The organism is Clostridium zeae, from assembly GCF_017312485.1.
Taxonomy (GTDB): Bacteria; Bacillota; Clostridia; order Clostridiales; family Clostridiaceae; genus Clostridium_AR; species Clostridium_AR zeae.
The window spans coordinates 1,605,906-1,629,970 of record NZ_BMBA01000001.1 but is presented as its reverse complement, the minus strand read 5'-3'; the positions used below and the strand labels follow the sequence as shown (position 1 = coordinate 1,629,970).

Sequence of the window (24,065 nt, the reverse complement as noted above, 5' to 3'; positions counted from 1 at the left end):
TGAAGAAATTTATTTCCTATAAAATTACTCTTCATCGTTAAATATACGTTTTATAAATGAAGATTTCTTTTGCTTAGCACTAAGCTCTTCTATTGAGCTATTTAAATTATTTACCTGACTTAGAAGTTCTGAGTTCTTTTGTGTAAGTGATGATAAAGTTTTCTCTTTACTTGTTAACTGTTCTTTTAAGGTTTCGATTGTTTTGGTTAGAGTATCTATTTGATTAGTTTCGGAGGATTTTAAAGATTGTGCTTGAATCAAATTAGAAGCATTTTTGTAGGTATTTACTTGACTATCTAAATTAGATATTACCTTATTTAGCTCTTCTATTTTATTCTTATATGTTGAGACGGAACTATGCTTATCTGCTAGTCTTTTTTCAAGATCAGTTATTTTATTTTCTTTATTAAGTAAGTTTTGATATAAAGATGAAATATTTGCCTTTAGTTTTAGATTTTCTTCATCGTTTATATTAGTGGTTTTTGATAAATTCTTTATTTTATCTTCGTTGAGTGCTGTTTTATATTTCAGATCTTTAAGTGTATTTTCAAGTGTAGTTATATGTTGTTGTTTTTCAAAGAGTTGTTTTTCGTATTCGATCAACTTTAATGCATTTATTTTTAGTGAGTTGTAGCTATTGGCATCTTTTGTATCATCAGATCTTTCTTTATTTGATAGTGAAAGATCTATATAGTAAGAACTTCCAATAATCATGTTACTGTTGTTGTTTTTTGAAAAGAATATATTATTTACTACTATCGGATTATTGGTTTGGTAGTTTACTTTGAATATTAGATTCTTTGGTTCAAGTTGTATATCATTAGAAGAAGAGTCTCCTTTTAAAAAGTCTATAATCTTGGTTGAAATCGCTTGATCAGTCACTGATGTAAAAAAGAATTTGCCGTGAAAAAAAGCTGTTGAGCAGGCTAATAATCTAGAATTACTAATTATATCGCTTTTAACCATATTAGAAGGAATTCCATATCCATATTTAAGTTGGCCTCTTTTTTGGCTATTAACCTTATAGCAATATGATAATACTTCACCTTCAGCTACAATAAAAGAGTAGTCTTCAATCGGAAGGTAAGAGGTATCTAAGATGTTAAAACCTTCCCAGTTATTTTTAACAGCGTCATATTTTTTAAAGCCTAGGCAGCTGTTTTTCATTTTTTTGTTATAGCATAAGTATATATTATTGCCTACAGTACACGATATAAACGAATAAGGAATGGAACTATCAATTAGGTCCAACATAAGTGGAGAAGTAAGTTTTAAATCTGGTGTAATAAGTCTATGATATAAAAAGGTTGTGCTATCTGTTGTTTTTGAATAAATAATATTTAAATGATTATTAAGTGAAATTATCTCTATGTAATCGCTGGCTAAATGATTATTTGTGATTATTGAACTTGTCAAGGTTTCGTCAACCATGCAATGCATGATTATGCTATTATTTGAACTCTGAGTAAATATATATATGGTATCATTTTTTGTTAAGATAACACTAAGTAATGCTTTGCAACTGTCAATAATAACTCTTTCATTACCAAAGCCATTATTATCAAAAATTCTAAGGCAAATTTGAGATTCATTCTGATAGATATACCAGATAGAATCTCCTATTTCTAAGGTGTATTCGTTATATTTATTAGCTAACATAATATAATTACATCCTCCATTCTTATATATTAATAATGATTAAATTACTCTAACAGATATCATTCTAAATGATTTGCATTTCAAAATGATAAATCTATTAATATAGAATATGCAGTGACAACGTAGAGATAGTACTTGTTTTACTTATTATTCTTATTGTTGAGTCTTAACAATTCGTCTATAATTTTACTCTTATCATCTATCACATTTAATAAGTTTGATATCAAGTCTTCATAGTATTTTTTAGTTTTTATATTAAAACTCATAAATCTAGATAATTTTTTCTCATATTGCTTATTTGTTGAATCAAGAGAGGTTTTTAAAATATCAATTTCCTTATTTTTTTGTTGAAGTAATTTTATATAATTTGAAGTAAGAGAATTCATAGTGGATAACAAGTGATTAATAAATTTATCATTACTTTTGGTTAATATATTTTCGGTACTATCAGTATTTGTAGTTGATGTAGGTAAAGTTAGTGCAGTTTGGGCACTAAGAATTTTATTGTTTTTTAAGAGTTCATTATCAAATAGTGATTTAGCAAAAACTTTTTCTGATATAAAGCCGCTGTATTCAGAAAATGTAGAAGAAATCTTAAATATTGTTGCTGCAATGTTGTTGTTATTGTTTTCAATATTAACGACACTTGTCCAATTTTTAAGGTCATAGGAAGTTGTCATATATAAATTAAGTCCAGTAGACCAATTTATATAAAATTTGTTGTTATAAAAAGATAGCATTGGTTTTGTTATAGGTGCATTGACATTAATCTGATTTTCTTCGGAAAAAAGAAATTTGTCTTTGAAGAAAGTAATAGATCTTTGAAAAAGAAAAATATCTTTATTAATTGTTTTATTATAAAAAATAACAATCTCATTTTCAGCTGACAAAACATTTATAGCGAAAGCATTAGGAATATCAAAAGATCGTATTTTAGTTAAATCAGTATCGTTTATAAGGCTTAGAGAATAAATATTTTTGGTATAGTCTTCACATATTAATAAAATTAATTTATCATCTAAAAAACCGGTATATAAAGGATAGGAATATCTTAAACAATTAATTTTACATAATTCGTATGATTGACAACTATTTGACACAATTCCGTGGTAAATATATGATATAGTATTCTTTAAATTAGATAATCTATAGAAATAATGGATGGATGTTTTAGTAACTTCTAGTGATATGAAGTCCATTTTTCTGTATGGATAGTTTGAGGTTTTAAGCCATTGAGTTTCTATTTCATCTAATTGCGAAATATTGAGTTTCAGTAGCCCTAGCTTAGAATCAAAGGTTAGGAATAGTATAAAAATAAAATTTGAATTATATTTTACATCAAACATCTCTACATTTTGTTGAAGTATCCAATGAAATGTAGAATTATAAAATTCTATTGATGCATTTTTAAGTTTTATGTAAAAAATATTATTGTTAAAATTAATAACTAAAAACTTATTATTCATAAAATCACCACAATCTATTATTTTGGATATATAATCTGAAAACATACAAACTTGTACTTAATATAAAATTATGATATAGATGCAGTATTTAGCACATAAGTAGAATAAATAATGTTTTGGATGTACAACTTCTTAATAAAATTTATATTTTCAAATTCTCCTCTCAGAACCCAGAGGAGTTTCGAAAATAGTTTTCAGATTGGAGTGGCACATCTTTAGAGGAGTAAAGATGATAATATATTATTTTTTATTTATAAACCTTATAGGTTTTTTAATTATGTATATAGACAAGAGAAGAGCCATAAAAGGTAAGTGGAGAATTTCAGAAAAGAGCTTATTCTTGGTTGCCATAATTGGAGGAAGCTTAGGTGCAATTATCTCAATGAATTTATTTAGGCATAAAACCAAGCATTGGTATTTTAAATATGGACTACCATTTTTATTTTGTGTACAAATAATATTAATAATTATTGGGAAAAATATTTTTGGGAAATAAGAATTTTATATTTAAAAGTCAAAAAAAGATGAAAATATCAATAAACAAACGATTACATTTTTTATATGCAAATACAGCACCGCTTTAAAATGAAAAAGTATAAATATTAATATGTAGATGGACTTGATTTTTTCTTGTGATTGAAATATAGTATATAAGGATTTTGAACTGTATTTATAATCGAGATTTTTAATGGTTATTGTTATAAAATAGAAATTTCAGTATATGGTACTAATAAAAAATGGGAGTGAATTACATGGGGAATTTTGTGTATTATATAACCGCTGCAACCAAGGTATTCCAAATTGTAGTCTACACACTAACTTTGTATTATTTAATGTTAAGCTTGTTTGGGCTATACAGACGAAAAGAGAAGAAGAACTATACTCCAAATAAAAAATTTGCTATGATAGTTGCTGCTCATAACGAAGAAGTGGTTATTGCAAACCTTATTGAAAGTTTAAAACATCAAGACTATCCAAAAGAGCTATATGATATTTTTGTGATTGCAGATAATTGTACTGATTCAACTGCAGATATATCAAGAAAACATGGCGCTAAGGTCTTTGAAAGAATGAATAAGGAAAAAAGAGGTAAAGGTTATGCACTTGAATGGATGTTCGATAAGATATTCAAGATGGACAAGAAGTATGATGCTATAGCAATATTTGATGCTGATAATTTAGTTTCACCTAATTTTATCAAAGAAATGAATTCAAAGATGTGTGAAGGATACAAGGTTGTACAAGGATATTTAGATAGTAAGAACCCAGAAGATTCATGGATTACTCAAAGTTACTCTATATCCTTCTGGTCTTCAAATAGAGCCTTTCAGTTAGCTAGAGCTAATCTGGGTCTATCTAATCAGATAGGCGGCACAGGATTCGCGGTTGATGTAGAAATACTCAAAAAATTAGGATGGGGCGCTACATGCCTTACTGAAGATTTAGAGTTCACTTGCAAACTAGTGCTAAATGGAGAAAAAGTAGGATGGGCTCATGATGCCATAGTATTTGATGAAAAGCCTCTTACTTTAAAAGACTCTTGGAATCAGAGAAAAAGATGGATGCAAGGTTTCTCAGATGTAGCTTCCAGATTTTTTGTTAGACTTATAAAAAAGGCAGTTAAAGATAGAGACTATGTAGCTTTTGACTGCGCGCTTTATGTGGCTCAGCCTTTTATGACTTTGATGGTAGCATTATCACTTTGTCTTACTGTTATCCAAAGTAATTTTGGTATTGGATTATTTACTATTGATCAAATGTTCTCTAAAGATAGTATATGGATATGGAGAAGCTTTAGTATGTTCCAATTTCTACTAACTCCTTTTATATTAATAGTGGATAAAAAGCTTACAAAGAAATTCTTTGCTGTTCTCCTATTATATTCAACAAATGTTTTAGTTCTACCATGGTTTATAGAAGCTATGGAGAAGACTAAGGATTTTACTTTTATAGCATCAGTGAACATAGTATTTACACTTGGATTCATAGCCGTAATTATGGTTATTATGGGTAAGAAAGCTACTTTGTTATTCTTTAGATATCTTTTATATGGAATATATACTTTAACTTGGGTACCAATAACAATACAAGGTATAATGAATAAAAATAACAAAGAATGGTCACACACTAAACATGTAAGACAAATTGGAATATATGATGTATAAATTGATACCCAATGCTTAAGCATTGGGTATTTTGTTTTACTAATGTGTTTAAATAAAGTCTTATTTTATTGATGGGTTGAATTAAGTGTGGTCTTATATGTAAGATAACTCTGATATTTATTGGAATTATATTTTCGAAGTAGCTCATTATTAAGGAAGCTTTTAAAATATAGATATAAACGGAAGTAATATATATAAAAAAATTGATAATATATAGAAATTTAAGGTGGATTGAGGTTTAAAAATATATAAAATTTCAATATTATTACAATTATCTTGATAATAGTTGAAATATTAATTACAATTACATGATGTAGTATATCTATAATAATAATATGGAATAGATATATGCGAACAAATGTTTGACATAATTTATTAAAGTATTTATACTTTGATAATGAGGAATTGAAATCTTTGTGTAGACATGATTGAATCTCGAAAATGAAGTCGCTAGTCTACTATTATTAGATTATAGTTAGGGAATTCATAAATTCTGTACTTATAATTCAAGAATTGAAATACAGGATACGAAAGAATAATATAAAGTGTGTTATATAGGTATTAATTACTTTGGAGGAGAATGATGGAAAAGGAAATTTTAAATAGCAGTTATGATGTTACAGATCTTACGTCACTTGAAAAACTTGAACCGGTAAGGATAAGACCTGGAATGTATATAGGTTCTACTGGGAGTAAAGGACTGCATCATTGTGTATGGGAAGTTCTTGATAATGCTATTGATGAAATAACAAATGGGTTTGGAGATACAGCAATTGTATTATTAAATAAAGATAAAAGTGTAACTGTTCTTGATAATGGAAGAGGTGTTCCAACAGGGATACATCCTATTAAGAAAAAATCTGGTGTAGAGATGGTATATACTGAGCTTCATACAGGTGGTAAGTTCAATAATAAAAACTATAAGACTTCTGGAGGTCTACATGGAGTTGGAGCTGCTGTAGTAAACGCATTGTCAAAATGGCTAGAAGTAGAAGTGTATCAGAATGGTAAGATATACAGACAAAGATTTGAGTATGCAATGGATAAGCAATTAAAAAAGCTTATGCCGGGTACACCTGTAACTAAGTTAGAGATTATAGGTGAGACTGATAAGACTGGTACTAAAGTAACCTTTATGCCTGATGATGAAATTTTTTCCAGTACAGATTTTAAATTCGATGTAATAGATGAAAGATTAAAAGAGTTAGCTTTCCAGAATAAAGGAATAAAGCTTAAATTTATTGATGATAGAAAAGAAGAAAGTGTAATAAAAGAGTACTATTCAGAAAGAGGTCTATTAGATTTTATAGAATATCTTAATGAAAGTAAAACACCTATCCATCAAGAACCGATCTTGTTTTCAGGTGAAAAAGAGATAGATGGGATAAATATGTATGGGGAAGCATGCATACAGTTTACTGATTCGTCCACTGAGTATATAGCCAGCTATGTAAATAATATACCTACAACTGAAGCTGGAACTCATGAAACTGGATTTAAGACAGGAATGACAAGGGCCTACAAAGAATGGGCTAAAAAGCTTGGCTTAATTAAAGAGAAAGATAAAGAATTCGAAGGTGATGACTTAAGAGAGGGCATGACCGCAATTGTAAGAATAAAGATATCTAATCCTATGTTTGAAGGACAAACTAAAACTAAGCTTGGTAATAATGAAGCTTATACTATGATGAATGAACTTGCATATATAAGATTTTCTGAATGGATTGAAGATAACAAGGAAACAGCTACAGCTGTAATTAATAATGCACTTGATGCTGCTGCAAGAAGAGAGAAAATAAGAAAAATAAATGAAGCAGAAAAGAAAAAAATAGGAAAAGGTGCTGCGCCTCTAGCTGGAAAAATAGCAGTTTGTACTTTGAAGGACAATACTCAAACTGAGTTTATAGTAGTGGAAGGGGATTCTGCTGGTGGTTCTGCTAAACAGGCTAGAGACAGAAGATTTCAGACTATAATGCCTTCAAAGGGAAAGATAATGAACACCGAGAAGCAAAAACTAGAAAATGTACTTGCTAGTGAAGAATTAAAAATATTTAATGCAGCAGTAGGTACTGGAACTTTAGATAACTATAAAGAAAAAGATTTAAGATATGATAAGATTATAATAATGAGTGATGCTGATGTTGATGGATATCATATTAGAACCTTGTGGATGACATACATATACAGGTATATGAGACCGTTAATAGCCAATGGACATCTATATCTTGCACAACCTCCACTTTACAAGGTATATAAGAATACTAAGAATGGCGAGGTTTCTGAGTATGCTTATAGTGATGAAGAATTAGAGCAAGCAAAGAAAACCATTGGAAAAGGTGCTTTGATACAAAGATATAAGGGACTTGGAGAGATGAATCCAGAACAGTTGTGGGACACTACACTTAATCCGGAGACAAGAACCCTTTATCAGGTTAATATAGATGATGCTGCTAAGGCTGAAAAAATGGTCTCTTTACTTATGGGGGATGTTGTTGAGCCACGTAAAAAATATCTTTATAAATATGCTGAGTTTTAGATAGGAGGAGTATTTAAATGGCGAAAAAGAATGAAGCGATTCCTAAGGATAATAATATAATTCCTATAGCTATAGAAGAGGCAATGCCTGATAACTACCTGCCTTATGCAGTTGAGGTAGCTAAGGATAGAGCATTACCGGACGTAAGAGATGGATTAAAACCAGTTCATAGAAGAATTCTTTACGGAGCGTACCTTCTAAGAGCTTTCCCTGATAAGCCATACTATAAATCTGCAAGAATAGTTGGAGATATTTTAGGTAAATTTCACCCACACGGTGATTCTTCTGTTTATGAATCAATGGTAATTTTGGCTCAAAACTTTACTACTAGAGAACCATTGATAGATGGACATGGAAACTGGGGATCAATTGATGGTGATAGTGCAGCTGCTATGAGATATACAGAAGCGAGACTTGCACCTATTGCTATGGAAATGATTAGAGATATAGATAAGGGAATAGTTGAGATGGTTCCTAACTATTCTGACACTGAATTGGAGCCTAAGGTTTTACCTAGTAGATACCCAAATCTTTTAGTGAACGGAGCTTTCGGGATAGCTGTTGGTCTTGCTACAAATATACCACCTCATAATCTAAAAGAGGTTTCAGATGGAGTTTTGGCTTATATAGAAAATCCAGAAATAACAACAAAAGAATTAATGAACTTTATAAAAGGACCTGACCTTCCAACTGGTGGCATATTAATAGGCAAAAATTCTATGCTTTCTGCTTATGAAACTGGTGAAGGAAAAGTTACATTAAGAGCTAAGACAAGTATCGAGAAGCTAGAAAATGGGAGATTAGGCATTGTTATAACTGAGTTTCCATATAGAAGAAATAAGGCTAAGCTTCTTCAGCTTATTTCTGAGATGACAGGAGATAAGAGGCATGCTAAAGCTTTAGAAGCTATAACAGATATAAGGGATGAATCTGATAGAACAGGTATCAGGGCTGTAATTGAACTAAGGAAAAATGCTGATGAAAATATTGCTGATAAAGTATTAAAATATTTATTTAAAAAGACAGACCTTCAGTGCAATATAAGCTTTAATATGGTTGCTCTTGCAGACGGTAAACCTGAAACAATGGGACTAAAGACTATAATAGGGCATTATGTTAACCATCAAAAGGATATTGTTACAAAACGAACTATAAGAGAATTAGAAGTAGCAGAAAAGAGATTTCATATCGTAGAAGGCTTTATAAAGGCTATCGATATAATGGATCAAATAATCGAAACAATTAGAGCTTCTAAATCTAAAAAAGATGCATCTATAAATCTAATAGACAGATTTGGATTTAGCGAGATTCAAGCTGAAGCTATATTGGAATTAATGCTTTATAGATTGACGGGCCTTGAAATAAAAGAGTTCCAAAAGGAACATAAGGAACTAGATAGGATTATAAAGAGATTAAGAAAAATATTAAGTGACGAAAAAGAACTTTTAAAGGTAGTAAAAGAAGAATTAAAAGAAGTTACGGATAAATTTGCTAGTGCTAGAAGAACTGCAGTGATAGAAGATGATAGTGAAGCTAAAATAGATATAGAGGAACTTATAATAGCTGAAGATGTTATGCTAACCCTATCAAATGATGGATTTATAAAGAGAGTGCCTTTAAAATCTTACAATAGATCAAATTCAAATCCAGAAGATATTGAATATAGAGAAGGAGATTACCTTAAGTATTGTTTCAGTTCTAACACGAAGGATAATATATTATTTTTCACTGATAAGGGTAATATGTATCAAGCTAAGTGTAACCTTATACCAGAGTACAAGTGGAAGGATAAGGGAGAAAGAATTGATGAAATTATAAAGGTATTATCTATAGATGAAGAAAAGATAATAATGGCTTTATCAGTAGACAACTTTATGCCAAATAAATGTTTTGAATTTATAACTTCGAAAGCAGTTATAAAGAAGACTGCTATGGACAAATTTGTAACTGCATACTCTAAACTTTTGGCTATTAGATTAAAGGAAAATGAAAAGCTAGTAGATGTAAGATTAATAGATTTTGAAAAAGAAGCTAAGTTTATACATTTGAAAACAAAGTTAGGTTTGGACTTTCAAGTTGAAGAACCTGAATTGGAGCTTGTTGATAGAAATATAATAGGAATTCCTTTGAGTCCTATAAGTCAAGAAGACGAAGTTGTAAGAATAGAGTACATAGATGAATATAATTTTGCTGATTTTATAGTTGGTGTAAATAAAAAAGGAAATATGAAAATATATAAGAAGGCATTAAAAGACGTCTTTATGAAGACTGCTACACTTTCAAATGAGCAAATTTTGATATTTACATCAAAAGGTAATATGTACAAAATTCCAAGCTATTTAATACAAACCATTTCAGATGAGATAAATATAAGAATGTTAGTAGATGGATTTAGTGATGATGAAGTGGTATTAAGTTTGAGCTCTGAAAAAGATTTTAATGAAGAAAAGTCTGTAATGTTCTTTACAAAGAATGGACTAGTAAAGAAAACGATAATGAAAGAGTTTGAAGGAAATAGCAGTAGCCAAGTAGCATACAAGTTGAAAAATAATGATGATGAAGTAGTTGCAGTTAAGGTGTATAAAAACATAGGTAATGCAGACATTCTAATGGCAACTAAGAAGGGTATGGTTATAAAGTTCTCTGAAGAAAATGTTTCACCTATGGGAAGAGTTGCTTCTGGAGTAACAGGGATAAGTTTGAAGGAAGATGACTCAGTTGTTTTTGGATCAGTGTTAAAGTCGGTTATTGAAAGTAAAAATAACAAGAGTTATAATGAAATTGCAGCAGAAATGGTAGCAGCAGAGAAAGTTATTTTAGTTTCAAATAATGGTGACAAAAAGGAAATTATGTTAGAGGAAATCAAGACACAAAATAGAGCTGGTAGAGGGAATTGTCTAATTGTTGTACTGCAAAATGATTATATAAAAGAAGTGCAACTTAAATAGGAGGTTAGAGGTTATATGAAAAAGGTATTGGTATTACTAGCGGAAGGCTTTGAAGAAATTGAAGCGCTTACTGTAGTTGACGTGCTTAGAAGAGCAAATGTAGAGTGTCAAACATGCAGCATTAAAGATAAAGAGGTATCTGGATCTCATGATATATTAGTATTGGCAGATATAACTTTAGAAAGTGAAGAATTAAATAGCTATGATGCTATAGTTTTGCCAGGAGGTATGCCGGGAGCTTCTAATCTTAAAGAAAACTTAAGAGTTATTGAGCTTGTTAAGGATTATTATGCTTCGGGAAAAATCGTTGCAGCAATTTGTGCAGCACCAATAGTCTTAGCTAAAGCAGGAATAATTGACGGTAAGTTATTAACTTCATATCCGTCTTTTGATAAGCAATTAGAGCACTGTATTTATAAAGATGAGCTAGTTGTGGTAGATGGAAATATAATAACAAGTAGAGGTCCAGCTACAACATTACCTTTTGCATTTAAACTACTAGAGAAACTAGGGTATGAACAAGAAGCTAATGATTTAAAAGAAGGTATGATGTTCAATTTTTTACTTAACAAATAGTATTTGTTCCTAGAGGGGATCCTCTAGGAACTTTTAAATTTTCTTTTGGAGGTTTTTATGGAAAAGCTTGTTTTAAATAATGGAGTTAGACTCTTATATGAACATAGAGAGTCGTACGTAACCTCATTTTGTATCGGGTTTGAAGCTGGTGCTAATGCAGAAGTGAATTTCAAGCTTGGAACTGCACATGCGCTTGAACATATGCTGTTTAAAGGAACGACTACGCTAGATGAAGATGAAATTAATTTAAAGTGTGATAGACTTTTTGGATTTAATAATGCTATGACAAATTTCCCCTATTGTATTTATTACGGAACTTCCTCTAATGAAGATTTTGTTGAAGCTTTCTCTTTATATTCGGATATAATACTAAATCCTACTTTAAGTGAGGTTGGATTTAAAGAAGAGATGGATGTAATATTACAAGAATTTAATGAATGGAAGGAAGATTTTAGCCAGTTTTGTGAAGATGAATTGTTTTATAATTCATATGAAGGAAAAAGGTTAAAAGATATTATCATTGGCACTGAAGACTCAATAAAAGAAATTAATATAGATGATTTAAAGAACTTCTACAAAAAATATTATGTACCGGAAAATTGTGTGATTTCAGTGGTTACAAGTATTTCTTTTGATAACGTAAAATCGGTAGTTAATAGCTTGTTCTCAAGTTTTGAAGGAAGATATAGTAAACAAATAGCTAGTGATGAGTCTATAAAATCAGGGATTCACTACAAGGAGGTCAGTGGTTTTGATGGGGCAAAAATACAGTATATATATGATATAAGCATGTTAGATACAAAAGAAGTAGAAGCTCTTAGAATATTTAATATGTGGTTTGGTGAAGGCGTAAGTTCTAGATTGTTTGATAAGGTTAGAACAAAAAGCGGATTAGCCTATGAGATATTCAGCACTGTGAAAAATGAATTAAATATAAAGTTGATTTCTATTAATTGCAGTACATCTAAAAATAGTGTTGATAAATGTCTTAATATTATAGATTTACTTGTTGATAATGCGATTAACGATTTTCAGATGCTAACGCAAGAAGATATTAATTATTTAATAAAGAGATTGAAACTTAAACGTGCACTAGACTTAGAAAAGAGTATTGTATTAGCAAATAGACTTACAATCTACGAGCTTATGTACAAAAAAGGTAAAATGGTTTTTGATGAATTGGAATTTGAATACGAGATTAATAAGAAAGATATAATTAGCGTGATGAAAAAAGTATTTGTAAACCCTTCAAAACAAGTACTTTGGTGATGGAGATATATATATGAGTGAAAATTGGCTTTTGATAAACAAAGGAGTTGCAGATGCAAATAAGCTTATAAAGGAATTAAATATAAGCCAATTCACTGCAAGATTGTTGGTAAATAGAGATCTAACTAATGTAAAGCTAGCTGAGAAATTTCTATATGGCGAGATAAATGAATTGTATGATGCGCACCTTATGAAAGATATGGATAAGGCAGTAGCTATGATAAAGCATGCTATTGAGAATAATAGAAAAATTATAATATATGGAGATTATGATTGTGATGGAGTTAACAGTACTGTAATTCTAAATAATGCTTTAAAGAATTGCAATGCAAACTACAGTTATTATATTCCTAATCGAGAAGACGAAGGTTATGGAATGAATAGCAATAGAATAAAAAAGTTAAAGGAAGAAGGATACGAGTTAATATTGACCTGTGATAATGGAATTGCTGCTTTTGAGCAGGTTGATTTAGCTAAAGCTTTAGGTATGGATGTAATAATAACTGATCACCATGATATTCCTATTTTTAAGGAGGAAGATGGGAGTATTATTGAGAAGTTCCCTAATGCAGATGCAGTCGTAAATCCTAAAAGAAGTGATTGTCAGTATCCCTTTAAGAAGTTATGTGGTGCAGGGGTAGCTTTTAAATTAGTTCAGTGTTTGTATGAAGCTTTAGGGATTTCAAAGGATAAGGTTTATGATTTACTTGAATTTGCGGCTATAGCTACTGTATGCGATGTAGTGGATTTAGTAGATGAAAATAGAATACTAGTAAAAGAAGGTTTAAAAAGGATTAATAATACTAAAAATATAGGCTTAAAAGCATTGATGAAGCAAACTAATCTAGAGGGTAAAGTAGTAGGTGCATATCATCTTGGATTTGTAATTGGACCTTGCGTAAATGCTACTGGTAGATTAGAAACCGCAGATTTATCCGTTGAACTGCTTATTACAAATGAGAATGATAGAGCATCTGAACTTGCAAAAGAACTACATGAATTAAATCAAAGAAGACAAGAAATGACTACTGAGAGTGTCGAACTAATTGAAGAGCAAATTGTAAGAAATCATATGGAAAAAGATAAGGTGTTAGTAGTTTATAATAATACAATTCATGAAAGTATTGCGGGGATTGTAGCTGGTAGAATTAGAGAAAAATATAATGTTCCAGCTTTGATTTTGACACAAGGAAAAGAAATGGCTAAAGGTTCAGCACGGTCTATAGAAGAATATAATATGTTTGAGGAATTATCTAATTGTAAGGAATTATTAGATAAGTTTGGCGGCCATCCAATGGCGGCAGGATTGTCTGTTAAAGAAGAAAATATACCTAAACTTAGAGAAAAGTTGCTAGAAGGCTGTAATCTAAAGGATGAAGATATAGTTCCAAAGGTTAGAATAGACTTACGACTTCCTTTAGCATATGTAAATGAACAGGTTGTAGATGAATTAGAGAAGCTTGAGCCATTTGGAAAAGGAAATAATACTCCTTTGTTTGGAGAAAAGTCTGTGGAAACTATTAGAATATGGGCTATAGGGAAAGAAAAAAATATATTAAAGTTTAGATTTAAGATGCTAGGTAGCAATTATAGTATGGACGGAATTTGCTTCAATAAATATGAAGAATTTAAAGAACAATTCATAGATAAATATGGAGAAAATGAATTTCTTAACGTTTTAGATACTTCATTTTGTAACTTTAAAATGGATTTTCTTTTTTATCCGTCTATAAATGAGTATAACGGTAATAGAAGTATTCAAGCCATAATTAAAAGTATTAGACTATGCTAAAAAGGGGTACGAAATATCGTATCCCTTTTTTTGTGTGGAAAAACTATAAACTCTTCTCATACTGTTCAATCATTCTTTTTACCATTTCTCCACCAACTTTACCACATTGGTTAGCAGAAACGGTTCCATTATAGTCTGAAAATTGAACCCCTAATTCATTAGCTACTTCATATTTGAATTTAGATAAGCCGTTTTTAGATTCTGGTATTAATACTTTTTGAGCCATATAATATACCTCCTATCTAATTAATTTATTAATCATACGATAATATTTTGTCCTTAAAGCAATAAATTGATAATATAGGATTGATGGAATAATAGTCATTAAATTTATATTAAAAAATCTAGTTCATCTTTTTAGTTGATTTTAATATAATATAGATGGCTATAATTCAATTAGGGAAAAATTTAAGGGGATGATTTTTTTGAAAAAATATAAAATAATTATGACTGGTGGAGGAACTGCAGGACATGTAACTCCTAACCTTGCGCTAGTACCTGAGCTGATGAAAGAAAACTTTGATATAAAATACATAGGAAGTAAAGATGGCATAGAGAAAGATATAATAAAAAATTCCTCTAATATGGAGTACTTTGGTATATCTAGTGGTAAGCTTAGGAGATATTTTGATGTGAAAAATTTCTCGGATCCGTTTAAGGTCGTAAAAGGAATGGTAGAGGCTTATAAAATAATAACAAAAGAAAAGCCGGATATAGTATTCTCCAAGGGAGGATTTGTTACTGTTCCTGTTGTTATAGCAGCATCAATTAAAAAAGTACCAGTGGTGACTCATGAATCAGATATAACTCCTGGGCTTGCTAATAAGCTTGCAGCACCATTTTGTAATAAGCTCTGTGTAACTTTTTCAGAAAGTTTAAAATATATAAAAGATGACAAAGGTGTTTATACAGGCACGCCTATAAGAAAAGAATTATTTGAAGGCAGTGCTATTAAAGGGAAAAAATTATGCGGATTTAATGATAATAAACCAGTACTATTTGTTATAGGTGGAAGTCTTGGATCAAAAGTAATAAATGAAACTGTAAGAAGCTCATTAAATGATTTGGTAGGAAAATATAATATAATTCATATATGCGGAAAAGGAAATTCTGATTCATCTTGCAAGGATATAAAAGGGTATGTTCAATTTGAGTATGTGTCAGAAGAATTGCCAGATTTAATGAATGCTGCAGATTATATTATTTCAAGAGCAGGGGCAAATGTAATATTTGAAATACTAGCTTTAAAGAAACCTAATATTCTCATTCCATTATCAGCAAAGGTTAGCAGAGGGGATCAGGTTTTAAATGCGAAGTCATTTAAAAATAGCGGATTTAGTCTTGTTATAGAGGATGAAGAGCTAACAAAAGAAAGACTTTTAGAGCAACTGGAGATATTAAAAAGTGACAGAAATAAATATATAACCAATATGCGTGAGAGCAAAGGTAAGGATGGAGTAGCTAATATAGTTGAGGTAATAATGAATTGCGTTAGAGAGAAAAAATAATTTCTCCAAAAATGCGGAATTGAGAGAAAATTTAAAAAATAGTCCGATAAAATAGAATAATTAGCAATAACAAGGAAATAAGGGGTTTTGTAATGAAAATAGGCGGTATTATACCGGTTTGTGCTCTGCAAGAATAAATTTACGGAATATATTAAAATATGAAACTTGAAAAATAATTTCCATACTGTATAATATTTATGTGGACAAAGGGCAGAATTTGTAGCCACAACAAGTTGTTAAGAATTTAACAAGCGAATGAGGTGCTGTTACGATGAAGAAAGTATCAATAATTTACTGGAGCAACGGGGGAAACGTTGAAGTTTTAGCAGATGCAATAGCAGCAAGTGCCAAAGAAAATGGCGCAGAGGTTATGATTAAACATGTAACTGATGCTACTGTTGATGATGTTATGAATGCCGATTCAGTTGCTTTTGGAAGTCCATCAATGGACAATAATAGAATAGAACAACAAGAGATGGAACCTTACATAAACCAATTTAAGTTACTGCCTAACAATGGCAAAAAACTAATTCTTTTTGGATCATACGGCTGGGATGAAGGACAATTCATAATCGATTGGTCTGATAGAATGAAGGATTATGGTTTTAATGTAGTTGATATTCTTGCAGTTAAAGAATCACCTAGTGAAGAACAACTTAGAAAAGCTAGAGAACTAGGAAAAGAACTTGCGAGATAGAACTCTCAGTAAATAATCAAAAATAACAGTCAATCTTATTTTTCTAAAATATTTATTATTTTAGAATAACTCATCATACAAAACAATTATCAAAACAATATAAGAAAGAGGGGTCAACTCGATGGCAATTAGAAAAATGAAAACTATGGATGGTAATACTGCTGCTGCACATATCGCATACGCATTTACAGACGTAGCAGCTATATACCCAATAACACCATCATCACCAATGGCTGAACATGTTGATGAATGGGTTGCTCAAGGAAGAAAGAACATATTTGGACAAAAGGTAAAGGTAATGGAAATGCAATCAGAAGCTGGTGCAGCTGGTGCAGTTCACGGTTCATTACAAGCAGGAGCTTTAACTACAACTTTTACAGCTTCTCAAGGTTTACTATTAATGATCCCAAATATGTACAAAATTGCTGGTGAATTACTACCAGGAGTATTCCATGTTTCAGCTAGAGCATTAGCTGCAAATTCATTAAATATATTCGGTGACCATCAAGATGTTATGGCTGCAAGACAAACTGGTTTTGCAATGTTAGCTGAAGGTTCTGTACAAGAAGTTATGGATTTATCAGCAGTTGCTCACCTTACAGCTATAAAATCAAGAATACCATTTGTTAATTTCTTCGATGGATTCAGAACATCACATGAAATACAAAAGATAGAAGTTTTAGAGTATGATGAATTAGCTAAACTTCTTGATACTGATGCAGTAGAAGCGTTCAGAAGAAGAGCTTTAAATCCTGATCATCCAGTTACAAGAGGTACAGCTCAAAACCCTGATGTATACTTCCAAGAAAGAGAAGTTGTTAATAAATATTATGATGTTATACCAGAAATAGTTGAAGGCTATATGGCTGAAATAACTAAATTAACTGGTAGAGAATATCACACATTTGACTACTATGGAGCTCCAGATGCTGATAGAGTTATAGTTGCTATGGGTTCAGTTACTGACCTTATAGAAGAAACTATAGATTACTTAAATGCAAATGGAAACAAAGTTGGTCTTGTAAAGGTAAGATTATTCAGACCATTCTCAGTTGAAAGAATGTTAAAGGTTATACCTGCAACTGTTAAGAGAATAGCTGTTTTAGACAGAACTAAAGAACCAGGATCAGCTGCTGAACCATTATTCTTAGAAGTTAAGAATGCTTTCTACGGAAAAGAAAATGCTCCAGTTGTAGTTGGTGGAAGATATGGTTTAGGTTCAAAGGATACAGTTCCAGCTCACATAGTTTCAGTTTATGAAAACTTACTTAAGGATGAGCCTAAAGATGGATTCACAGTTGCTATAGTTGATGATGTTACTAATACATCATTAGATGCTATAACTGCTGATATAGATACAACTCCAGAAGGAACTAAAGCATGTAAGTTCTGGGGACTTGGATCAGACGGTACTGTTGGTGCTAACAAGAGTGCTATAAAGATAATCGGAGACCATACTGATATGTATGCTCAAGGTTACTTTGCATATGATTCAAAGAAATCTGGTGGTATAACTGTATCTCATTTAAGATTTGGTAAGAAAGCTATAAAATCACCTTACTTAATAAATAAAGCTGATTTCGTTGCTTGTCATAACCAATCATATGTATACAAATACAACGTATTAGATGGATTAAAGAAGAATGGATCATTCTTACTTAACTCTATCTGGACACCAGAAGAAGTAGAAGCAAATTTACCAGCAAGCTATAAGAGATATATCGCTAAAAACAACATTAAGTTCTACACTTTAAATGCTGTTAAGATAGCTCAAGAAATTGGTCTTGGTGGAAGAATAAACATGATAATGCAATCTGCATTCTTCAAGTTAGCTGACATAATTCCAGTAGAAGATGCTATTAAATACTTAAAGGACGCTGTTGTTTCTTCATATGGTAAGAAGGGACAAAACGTTGTTGATATGAACAATGCTGCTATAGATAAGGGTGTTGATTCAGTTGTTGCTATAGAAGTACCTGCAAGCTGGGCTGATGCAGTTGATGCAGAAGTTGTTGATGCTAAGGTTAAACCAGAATTCGTAACTAAGATAGTTGAACCAATGAACAGACAAGAAGGAGATTCACTTCCAGTATCAGCATTCTTAGGTGGAATGGAAGACGGAACTTTCGAAAATGGTACAGCTGCTTACGAAAAGAGAGGTATTGCTATAAACGTACCAGAATGGCAAGCAGATAAGTGTATACAATGTAACCAATGTTCATATGTATGTCCACATGCTGTAATCAGACCATTCTTATTAAGCGAAACAGAAAAGAACAATGCTCCAGAAGGAATGAAGATAGTAGCAGCTAAAGCATTAAAGACTGCTGAACCTATGTCATTCACAATGGCAATAAGCCCACTTGACTGTTCAGGATGCGGAAACTGTGCTCAAGTTTGTCCAGCTCCAGAAAAAGCTTTAATAATGAAGCCACAAGCTTCACAACATGTTGAAATTCCAGCTTGGGAATATGCTACTGAAGCTGTTGCTCCAAAAGCTAACCCTATGAGCAAGACAACATTAAAAGGAAGCCAATTTGAACAACCATTACTTGAGTTCTCAGGTGCTTGTGCTGGTTGTGGAGAAACTCCATACGCTAAGCTTGTAACTCAATTATACGGTGATAGAATGATGGTAGCTAATGCTACTGGATGTTCATCAATTTGGGGAGGATCTGCTCCTTCAACACCATACACTAAGAACCATCTAGGACATGGTCCAGCATGGGCAAACTCATTATTTGAAGATAATGCTGAGTTTGGAATGGGTATGTACCTTGGAGTTGCTGCTATAAGAGAAAGATTAGCTGTAACAGTTAAATCTGCTTTAGAAGCTGATTTAAGCGAAACAACTAAGGCTGTTTTAGGTGATTGGTTAGAAAATATAAACAACGGTGAAGGTACTAGAGATAGAGCTGACAGAGTTATAGCTGCTTTAGAAACTGAAACTGCTGAAATAGCAAAAGAAATATTAAACGAAAAAGATTTCTTAGTTAAGAGATCACAATGGATCTTCGGTGGAGACGGTTGGGCTTACGACATCGGTTTCGGTGGATTAGATCACGTTCTTGCATCAGGAGAAGATATAAATGTTCTTGTATTTGATACAGAAGTTTACTCAAATACAGGTGGTCAATCATCTAAGTCAACTCCAACTGCTGCTATAGCTAAGTTTGCTGCTAGCGGTAAGAGAACTAAGAAGAAAGATCTTGGAATGATGGCTATGAGCTATGGTTATGTATATGTTGCTCAGATTTCAATGGGTGCAGATAAGAACCAAACTCTTAAAGCTATAGCTGAAGCTGAAGCTTATCCAGGTCCATCATTAATAATAGCTTATGCTCCATGTATAAACCATGGATTAAAAGCTGGTATGGGTAACAGCCAATTAGAAGCTAAGAAAGCTGTTGAGTCAGGATACTGGGCTATGTACAGATACAACCCAACTCTTAAGGAACAAGGTAAGAAGTCATTCTCACTTGATTCTAAAGAACCAACTGCTGACTTCAAGGCATTTTTAATGGGCGAAGTAAGATATGCTTCACTTGCTAAGGCATTCCCAGAAGCTGCAGATGCTTTATTTGAAAAGACTTATGAAGATGCTATGGAAAGATTAGAAAACTATAAGAGACTTGCTACTCAAGAATAGTTGAATGATGATAAGGGAACTAGCTCTGCTAGTTCCCTTGTTTTTTGAAAAGTATGATGCATAGAACTTTTGTAAAAAAATTATGAAATTATGCATTATAAGGATAAAAATTTATCATAATATGAAGGTTGGAAGTTAGATAATATAAAAGTATTTTCTATAGTAGAAGTTGTTATAAAAAATAATAGATATATACACTAATTTTCTATGTCTAAAGTCTTATTAAAAGTAATAATATTTATTAAAGAATAAAAAAAGCTTTTATTAATCCTAATATTAGGGTAAAATTAAAACATACTATTTTATTAAAGGAGGTGAATTTCACACATCATTTAGATTGTGTGAATCACATATGTCAGATAAAGAAAAAGATACTTGCGGATGTGGCTGTGGCTGCGAAGATAATGGTTTAGAATTAAAAGAAGAAAATACATGTGGCTGTGGCGACGAAGGTTGTGGAGATGACGATTGCGGATGTGGCCATGACCATGATCATGATCATGAAAGTTTCGTTGTAGATTTAGAAGATGAAAACGGCAATGTAGTAAGTTGTGAAGTTATAGATGCTTTTGAATATAAAGAAAAAGAATATGTTTTAGTTCAAAACCCTAATGATGGATCAGTATACTTATTTAAATCAGAGGGTGAAGAAGGAGAACTTTCAATACCTGATGATGAAGAATTTGAAGAAGTTACAAAGTACTATGAGTCTGAATTAGCTCAATAGTTGAAGAAGGCGGTTTATACCGCCTTTTTTTTATTCTTTAATAAATTAAACTTCATTTTAAATTTAATTGATGATTTTAAAATTGTATACAATTATTTAATCACATAATTGTATGGTATTTATTAATTAATATATAATATAAAGTAGATAAAGATATATCACTTCAATATGAAAATATAAATTTAATTGTGAAGTGATACATCAATGCAAATTAATAAAATTGTGAATTGAGGGGATAAAAATGAGTGAATGTTATTCAAATAAATTTATTTTAAATGGTACATCTAGAGTTAAAGAAAAATTTGACGATAATATACTAAGAAGAAAAGGAATAGTGTATGAAGTTATAAGAGTAATAGATGGAGTACCTCTTTTTTTAGAAAAGCATCTAGAAAGGATGAATAATTCATTCTCTTTAATAAATAAAGAGATCAAGTATGATAAGGAGGAAATAAAGGAACAAATTGAAACTCTAATAAAAGAAGTTAATGTATTTGAAGGAAATATAAAATTATTAATGGATTCAGAAAGCGATGATAGAAATCTTTTAGTATACTTTGTTAAACATTCATATCCTACAAATGACCAATACGAAAATGGTGTAAATACTACACTGTTCTTTGGTGAAAGAGAAAATCCTAATGCAAAAATAGTGAATACAGATTTCAGAACATTAGTAAATGAGCAAATAAAAGAAAAAAATTGCTACGAAGCTATTTTAGTAGATAGAAATGGTTTTATAACAGAAGGTAGTAAATCTAATATATTTATGGTAAGAGAAGATGAGATATTAACATCGCCATTGGAAGATGTTCTTCCGGGGGTTACAAGAGGTTCTATCATAGATATATGTAAAGATAATAATATATCAATAAAGAAAGAAAAGATATCTTACAAAGATATTGGAACCTTAGATGGTATGTTTATAACAGGTACATCTCCTAAGATTCTTCCTATTGCGAATGTTGATAAAATAACTTTAAATTCGCCAAAGAACACAGTGATTTTAGAACTAATAAGATTATATAATAAAAAAATTGATGAATATATTAAATCTGCTAAATAATATTTGAATGAAATTATAATTCACATTAAAATTTAAATTACAATTAAACCTTAATATGGTATACTAAAAGCAGTAAATGACTCTTGGGGGGTGTGAGTAATTATGGAATATGTATATGAAGCATTAACTATTGAAGAATGTATCAAATTAGCAGAAGCGGAACTTAATATATCTGCAGAAGATTTTGATTATGAAGTGATTGAGAAAAAGGGTATGCTTAGAAGAAAATACAAAATTAGAGTTTCACCCAAGAATAATACCCCAAACCATGATGGAAAGGTAGCTGTGAAAAACGGAAGTTTTATAGTTACTAATCCTTTAGAACAGGGATCACCTGCAAAAGTATTCACAAGTGACAATGTCATTCTATATATAGATAATAAAAAAGTTGAAGATTTTTGTAGTATAACCGAAAATAATTCTATAAGGTATGATATTATAAATCAAGAAGCAAAAAGAGAAATGAATATAGTTACTTCGGATGACGAAATGACTGCAATGGCTTCGGTTAAATATATTCCTAAAAGAGTATATAAATTATGTGATTCAGAAAGCGTGAGTGTATTAAATTTAAAGACAGAACTTGACTACGAAGAATATCCTCCAAAGTTTAATGAGCTTGAAATTAAAAAGGTTTTATCTGAAAGAGGGATTGTAAGTGGTATAATTTTAGAGAACTTAAAATCTTTGTGCACCGGAGATGAACAAGGTGAAATCTTAGTTGCAGAAGGTAAAAAAGTGAAAGATACAGTACACGACCAATTGACTATACTTTTCAGAGATAAACAAAAAAGAATAGTGTCTGAAGATGAGACAATTGACTTTAGAAATATGAATCAGATAGTTACTGTTCAATCAGGAGAACTAATAGCTACATTAGTAAAAGGTTCAGAGGGAAAGCCAGGAATAAATATAAGTGGTAAGGTTGTAAAGCCTGAAAAGTATAAAGAATTACAATTGAATGCAGGCGAAGGATGTAAAATTGATGGTAGTAATATAATCGCCACAGCTGATGGAAGACCGGACTTTAAAAATAATACTATTTCAGTGAATAAGATATACGAAGCAACATCTGATGTGAATCTAGCTTCAGGAAATCTTAATTTCACTGGTGATATACATATAGGAGCAAATGTTAGTCAAGGAATGACTATAAAAGCTGGAAAATCTATAACGATTGATGGTTCTGTAGAGGGTTCTCATATTATTTCAAACGATCAAACTTTAATAAAAGGTAGTATTATTGGATCAACCATTGAAGCTGGTGGTAAAGACTTCTTAATACAACAACAATTAGATGAATTACAAAACTTAAAAAATTCAATGTTACAGCTGACTAGTACAATACTAGAGATTAAAGAACATAATTTATTGGGTGTTGATAGAAGCGATGGTGAAATAATTAAGGTTCTAATTGAAAACAAATTTAAGAGTATAACAACTAATTCGTTAAACATAATCAGATTATTCTCTAAATCTGATGAAGAAGGTAAAAATATAAGCAGGTTAGTAAAGCAAATGCTTATAGGTCTTGGACCAACCACAATTAAGCATTTTAGCGAGTTGGACAAGTTAGTGGTATTAGCAGATGAGTATATTAAAGATATTCAAGGGAAAGTTAATATCCCTGCTGACATTAGTATAAATTATTGTCAAGATTCTACAATAAGTTCGTCAGGAAGTATATACTTAAATGGTAAAGGACAATATATATCTCATTTAACATGCAGTGGAAGTATAATTTTTACTCAAAGCGGCAGCGTGTCTAGAGGGGGATATTTGAAAGCTGAAAATGAAATAAGATGTAAGACTATTGGTAGTACTGGCGGAGTTAAGACAAAAGCTTCTGTTTCGAAAATCGGGCACATATATGCTGATATTGCATATCACAATACTATTTTTGCGATTGGAGAAAGAGAAATAGTCCTAGAAGAGCCTTCAAGGGATGTTCATGTATACATGGATGAACTTGGAGATATAATAATAGATAAGTTTCGCTTATAAGGG

16 protein-coding genes are annotated in these 24,065 nt (G+C 31.0%); 13 read left to right on the top strand and 3 right to left on the bottom strand.

Annotation, left to right across the window (positions count from 1 at the left end):
- Positions 1-24: 24 nt before the first annotated feature.
- The gene (locus J3477_RS07600) at positions 25-1,659 is read right to left on the bottom strand and encodes a GumC domain-containing protein (protein WP_206869109.1); all 1,635 of its coding nucleotides are present in this window, start codon (positions 1,657-1,659) and stop codon (positions 25-27) included.
- 140 nt (positions 1,660-1,799) lie between these two features.
- Positions 1,800-3,125 carry a hypothetical protein gene (locus J3477_RS07595; RefSeq protein WP_206869108.1) on the bottom strand — a complete coding sequence of 442 codons (1,326 nt, stop codon included), beginning with the start codon at positions 3,123-3,125 and terminating at the stop codon, positions 1,800-1,802.
- 229 nt (positions 3,126-3,354) lie between these two features.
- On the opposite strand from J3477_RS07595, the gene J3477_RS07590 reads away from it, so the two are divergent.
- The 7 genes from J3477_RS07590 to recJ all read left to right on the top strand — a co-directional run bounded on the left by J3477_RS07590 (position 3,355) and on the right by recJ (position 14,411).
- Entirely contained in the window at positions 3,355-3,621 is a 267-nt protein-coding gene (locus tag J3477_RS07590) for a DUF1294 domain-containing protein (RefSeq protein ID WP_183278534.1), read from the top strand.
- Between the two features lie 256 nt (positions 3,622-3,877).
- Complete coding sequence (locus J3477_RS07585) at positions 3,878-5,290, top strand: glycosyltransferase family 2 protein (RefSeq protein ID WP_206869107.1); 1,413 nt, start codon at positions 3,878-3,880, stop codon at positions 5,288-5,290.
- 583 nt (positions 5,291-5,873) lie between these two features.
- The gene (locus J3477_RS07580) at positions 5,874-7,826 is read left to right on the top strand and encodes a DNA gyrase/topoisomerase IV subunit B (protein WP_206869106.1); all 1,953 of its coding nucleotides are present in this window, start codon (positions 5,874-5,876) and stop codon (positions 7,824-7,826) included.
- Positions 7,827-7,843: 17 nt separating this feature from the next.
- Positions 7,844-10,774, top strand: coding sequence for a DNA topoisomerase IV subunit A (locus J3477_RS07575; protein WP_206869104.1), 2,931 nt, complete (start codon positions 7,844-7,846; stop codon positions 10,772-10,774).
- A 15-nt stretch (positions 10,775-10,789) separates the two neighbouring features.
- On the top strand, positions 10,790-11,350 hold the full coding sequence (locus J3477_RS07570) for a DJ-1 family glyoxalase III (protein ID WP_206869103.1): 561 nt from the start codon (positions 10,790-10,792) through the stop codon (positions 11,348-11,350).
- Between the two features lie 57 nt (positions 11,351-11,407).
- Positions 11,408-12,619: a M16 family metallopeptidase gene (locus tag J3477_RS07565; protein ID WP_206869102.1), complete on the top strand. Its 1,212-nt coding sequence runs from the start codon at positions 11,408-11,410 to the stop codon at positions 12,617-12,619.
- A 13-nt stretch (positions 12,620-12,632) separates the two neighbouring features.
- Positions 12,633-14,411 carry a single-stranded-DNA-specific exonuclease RecJ gene (gene recJ / locus J3477_RS07560; RefSeq protein ID WP_206869101.1) on the top strand — a complete coding sequence of 593 codons (1,779 nt, stop codon included), beginning with the start codon at positions 12,633-12,635 and terminating at the stop codon, positions 14,409-14,411.
- A gap of 43 nt (positions 14,412-14,454) precedes the next feature.
- Here the strand turns inward: recJ and J3477_RS07555 are convergent, their stop codons facing one another.
- Positions 14,455-14,637, bottom strand: coding sequence for an alpha/beta-type small acid-soluble spore protein (locus J3477_RS07555; protein WP_206869100.1), 183 nt, complete (start codon positions 14,635-14,637; stop codon positions 14,455-14,457).
- A 199-nt stretch (positions 14,638-14,836) separates the two neighbouring features.
- Here J3477_RS07555 and murG point away from each other — a divergent pair, with 199 nt between their 5' ends.
- The 6 genes from murG (at position 14,837) to J3477_RS07525 (ending at position 24,062) form a co-directional block, all read left to right on the top strand.
- On the top strand, positions 14,837-15,919 hold the full coding sequence (gene murG / locus J3477_RS07550) for an undecaprenyldiphospho-muramoylpentapeptide beta-N-acetylglucosaminyltransferase (RefSeq protein WP_228731229.1): 1,083 nt from the start codon (positions 14,837-14,839) through the stop codon (positions 15,917-15,919).
- Positions 15,920-16,190: 271 nt separating this feature from the next.
- Positions 16,191-16,616 (top strand): flavodoxin, encoded by a 426-nt coding sequence (locus tag J3477_RS07545; RefSeq protein WP_206869099.1) that lies wholly within the window; start codon positions 16,191-16,193, stop codon positions 16,614-16,616.
- A 127-nt stretch (positions 16,617-16,743) separates the two neighbouring features.
- Positions 16,744-20,265, top strand: a complete 3,522-nt coding sequence (nifJ, locus tag J3477_RS07540; protein ID WP_206869690.1) for a pyruvate:ferredoxin (flavodoxin) oxidoreductase — start codon at positions 16,744-16,746, stop codon at positions 20,263-20,265.
- A 352-nt stretch (positions 20,266-20,617) separates the two neighbouring features.
- Positions 20,618-20,992 carry a DUF1292 domain-containing protein gene (locus J3477_RS07535; RefSeq protein WP_206869098.1) on the top strand — a complete coding sequence of 125 codons (375 nt, stop codon included), beginning with the start codon at positions 20,618-20,620 and terminating at the stop codon, positions 20,990-20,992.
- Between the two features lie 241 nt (positions 20,993-21,233).
- Positions 21,234-22,058, top strand: coding sequence for an aminotransferase class IV (locus J3477_RS07530; protein WP_206869097.1), 825 nt, complete (start codon positions 21,234-21,236; stop codon positions 22,056-22,058).
- 102 nt (positions 22,059-22,160) lie between these two features.
- Positions 22,161-24,062, top strand: a complete 1,902-nt coding sequence (locus tag J3477_RS07525) for a flagellar assembly protein A (protein WP_206869096.1) — start codon at positions 22,161-22,163, stop codon at positions 24,060-24,062.
- Positions 24,063-24,065: the final 3 nt, after the last annotated feature.

Coding starts and splice junctions, on each gene's coding strand:
- J3477_RS07600 (WP_206869109.1), bottom strand. CDS start 1,659: ATGTTAGCTAATAAATATAACGAATACACCTTAGAAATAGGAGATTCT.
- J3477_RS07595 (WP_206869108.1), bottom strand. CDS start 3,125: ATGAATAATAAGTTTTTAGTTATTAATTTTAACAATAATATTTTTTAC.
- J3477_RS07590 (WP_183278534.1), top strand. CDS start 3,355: ATGATAATATATTATTTTTTATTTATAAACCTTATAGGTTTTTTAATT.
- J3477_RS07585 (WP_206869107.1), top strand. CDS start 3,878: ATGGGGAATTTTGTGTATTATATAACCGCTGCAACCAAGGTATTCCAA.
- J3477_RS07580 (WP_206869106.1), top strand. CDS start 5,874: ATGGAAAAGGAAATTTTAAATAGCAGTTATGATGTTACAGATCTTACG.
- J3477_RS07575 (WP_206869104.1), top strand. CDS start 7,844: ATGGCGAAAAAGAATGAAGCGATTCCTAAGGATAATAATATAATTCCT.
- J3477_RS07570 (WP_206869103.1), top strand. CDS start 10,790: ATGAAAAAGGTATTGGTATTACTAGCGGAAGGCTTTGAAGAAATTGAA.
- J3477_RS07565 (WP_206869102.1), top strand. CDS start 11,408: ATGGAAAAGCTTGTTTTAAATAATGGAGTTAGACTCTTATATGAACAT.
- recJ (WP_206869101.1), top strand. CDS start 12,633: ATGAGTGAAAATTGGCTTTTGATAAACAAAGGAGTTGCAGATGCAAAT.
- J3477_RS07555 (WP_206869100.1), bottom strand. CDS start 14,637: ATGGCTCAAAAAGTATTAATACCAGAATCTAAAAACGGCTTATCTAAA.
- J3477_RS07545 (WP_206869099.1), top strand. CDS start 16,191: ATGAAGAAAGTATCAATAATTTACTGGAGCAACGGGGGAAACGTTGAA.
- J3477_RS07535 (WP_206869098.1), top strand. CDS start 20,618: ATGTCAGATAAAGAAAAAGATACTTGCGGATGTGGCTGTGGCTGCGAA.
- J3477_RS07530 (WP_206869097.1), top strand. CDS start 21,234: ATGAGTGAATGTTATTCAAATAAATTTATTTTAAATGGTACATCTAGA.
- J3477_RS07525 (WP_206869096.1), top strand. CDS start 22,161: ATGGAATATGTATATGAAGCATTAACTATTGAAGAATGTATCAAATTA.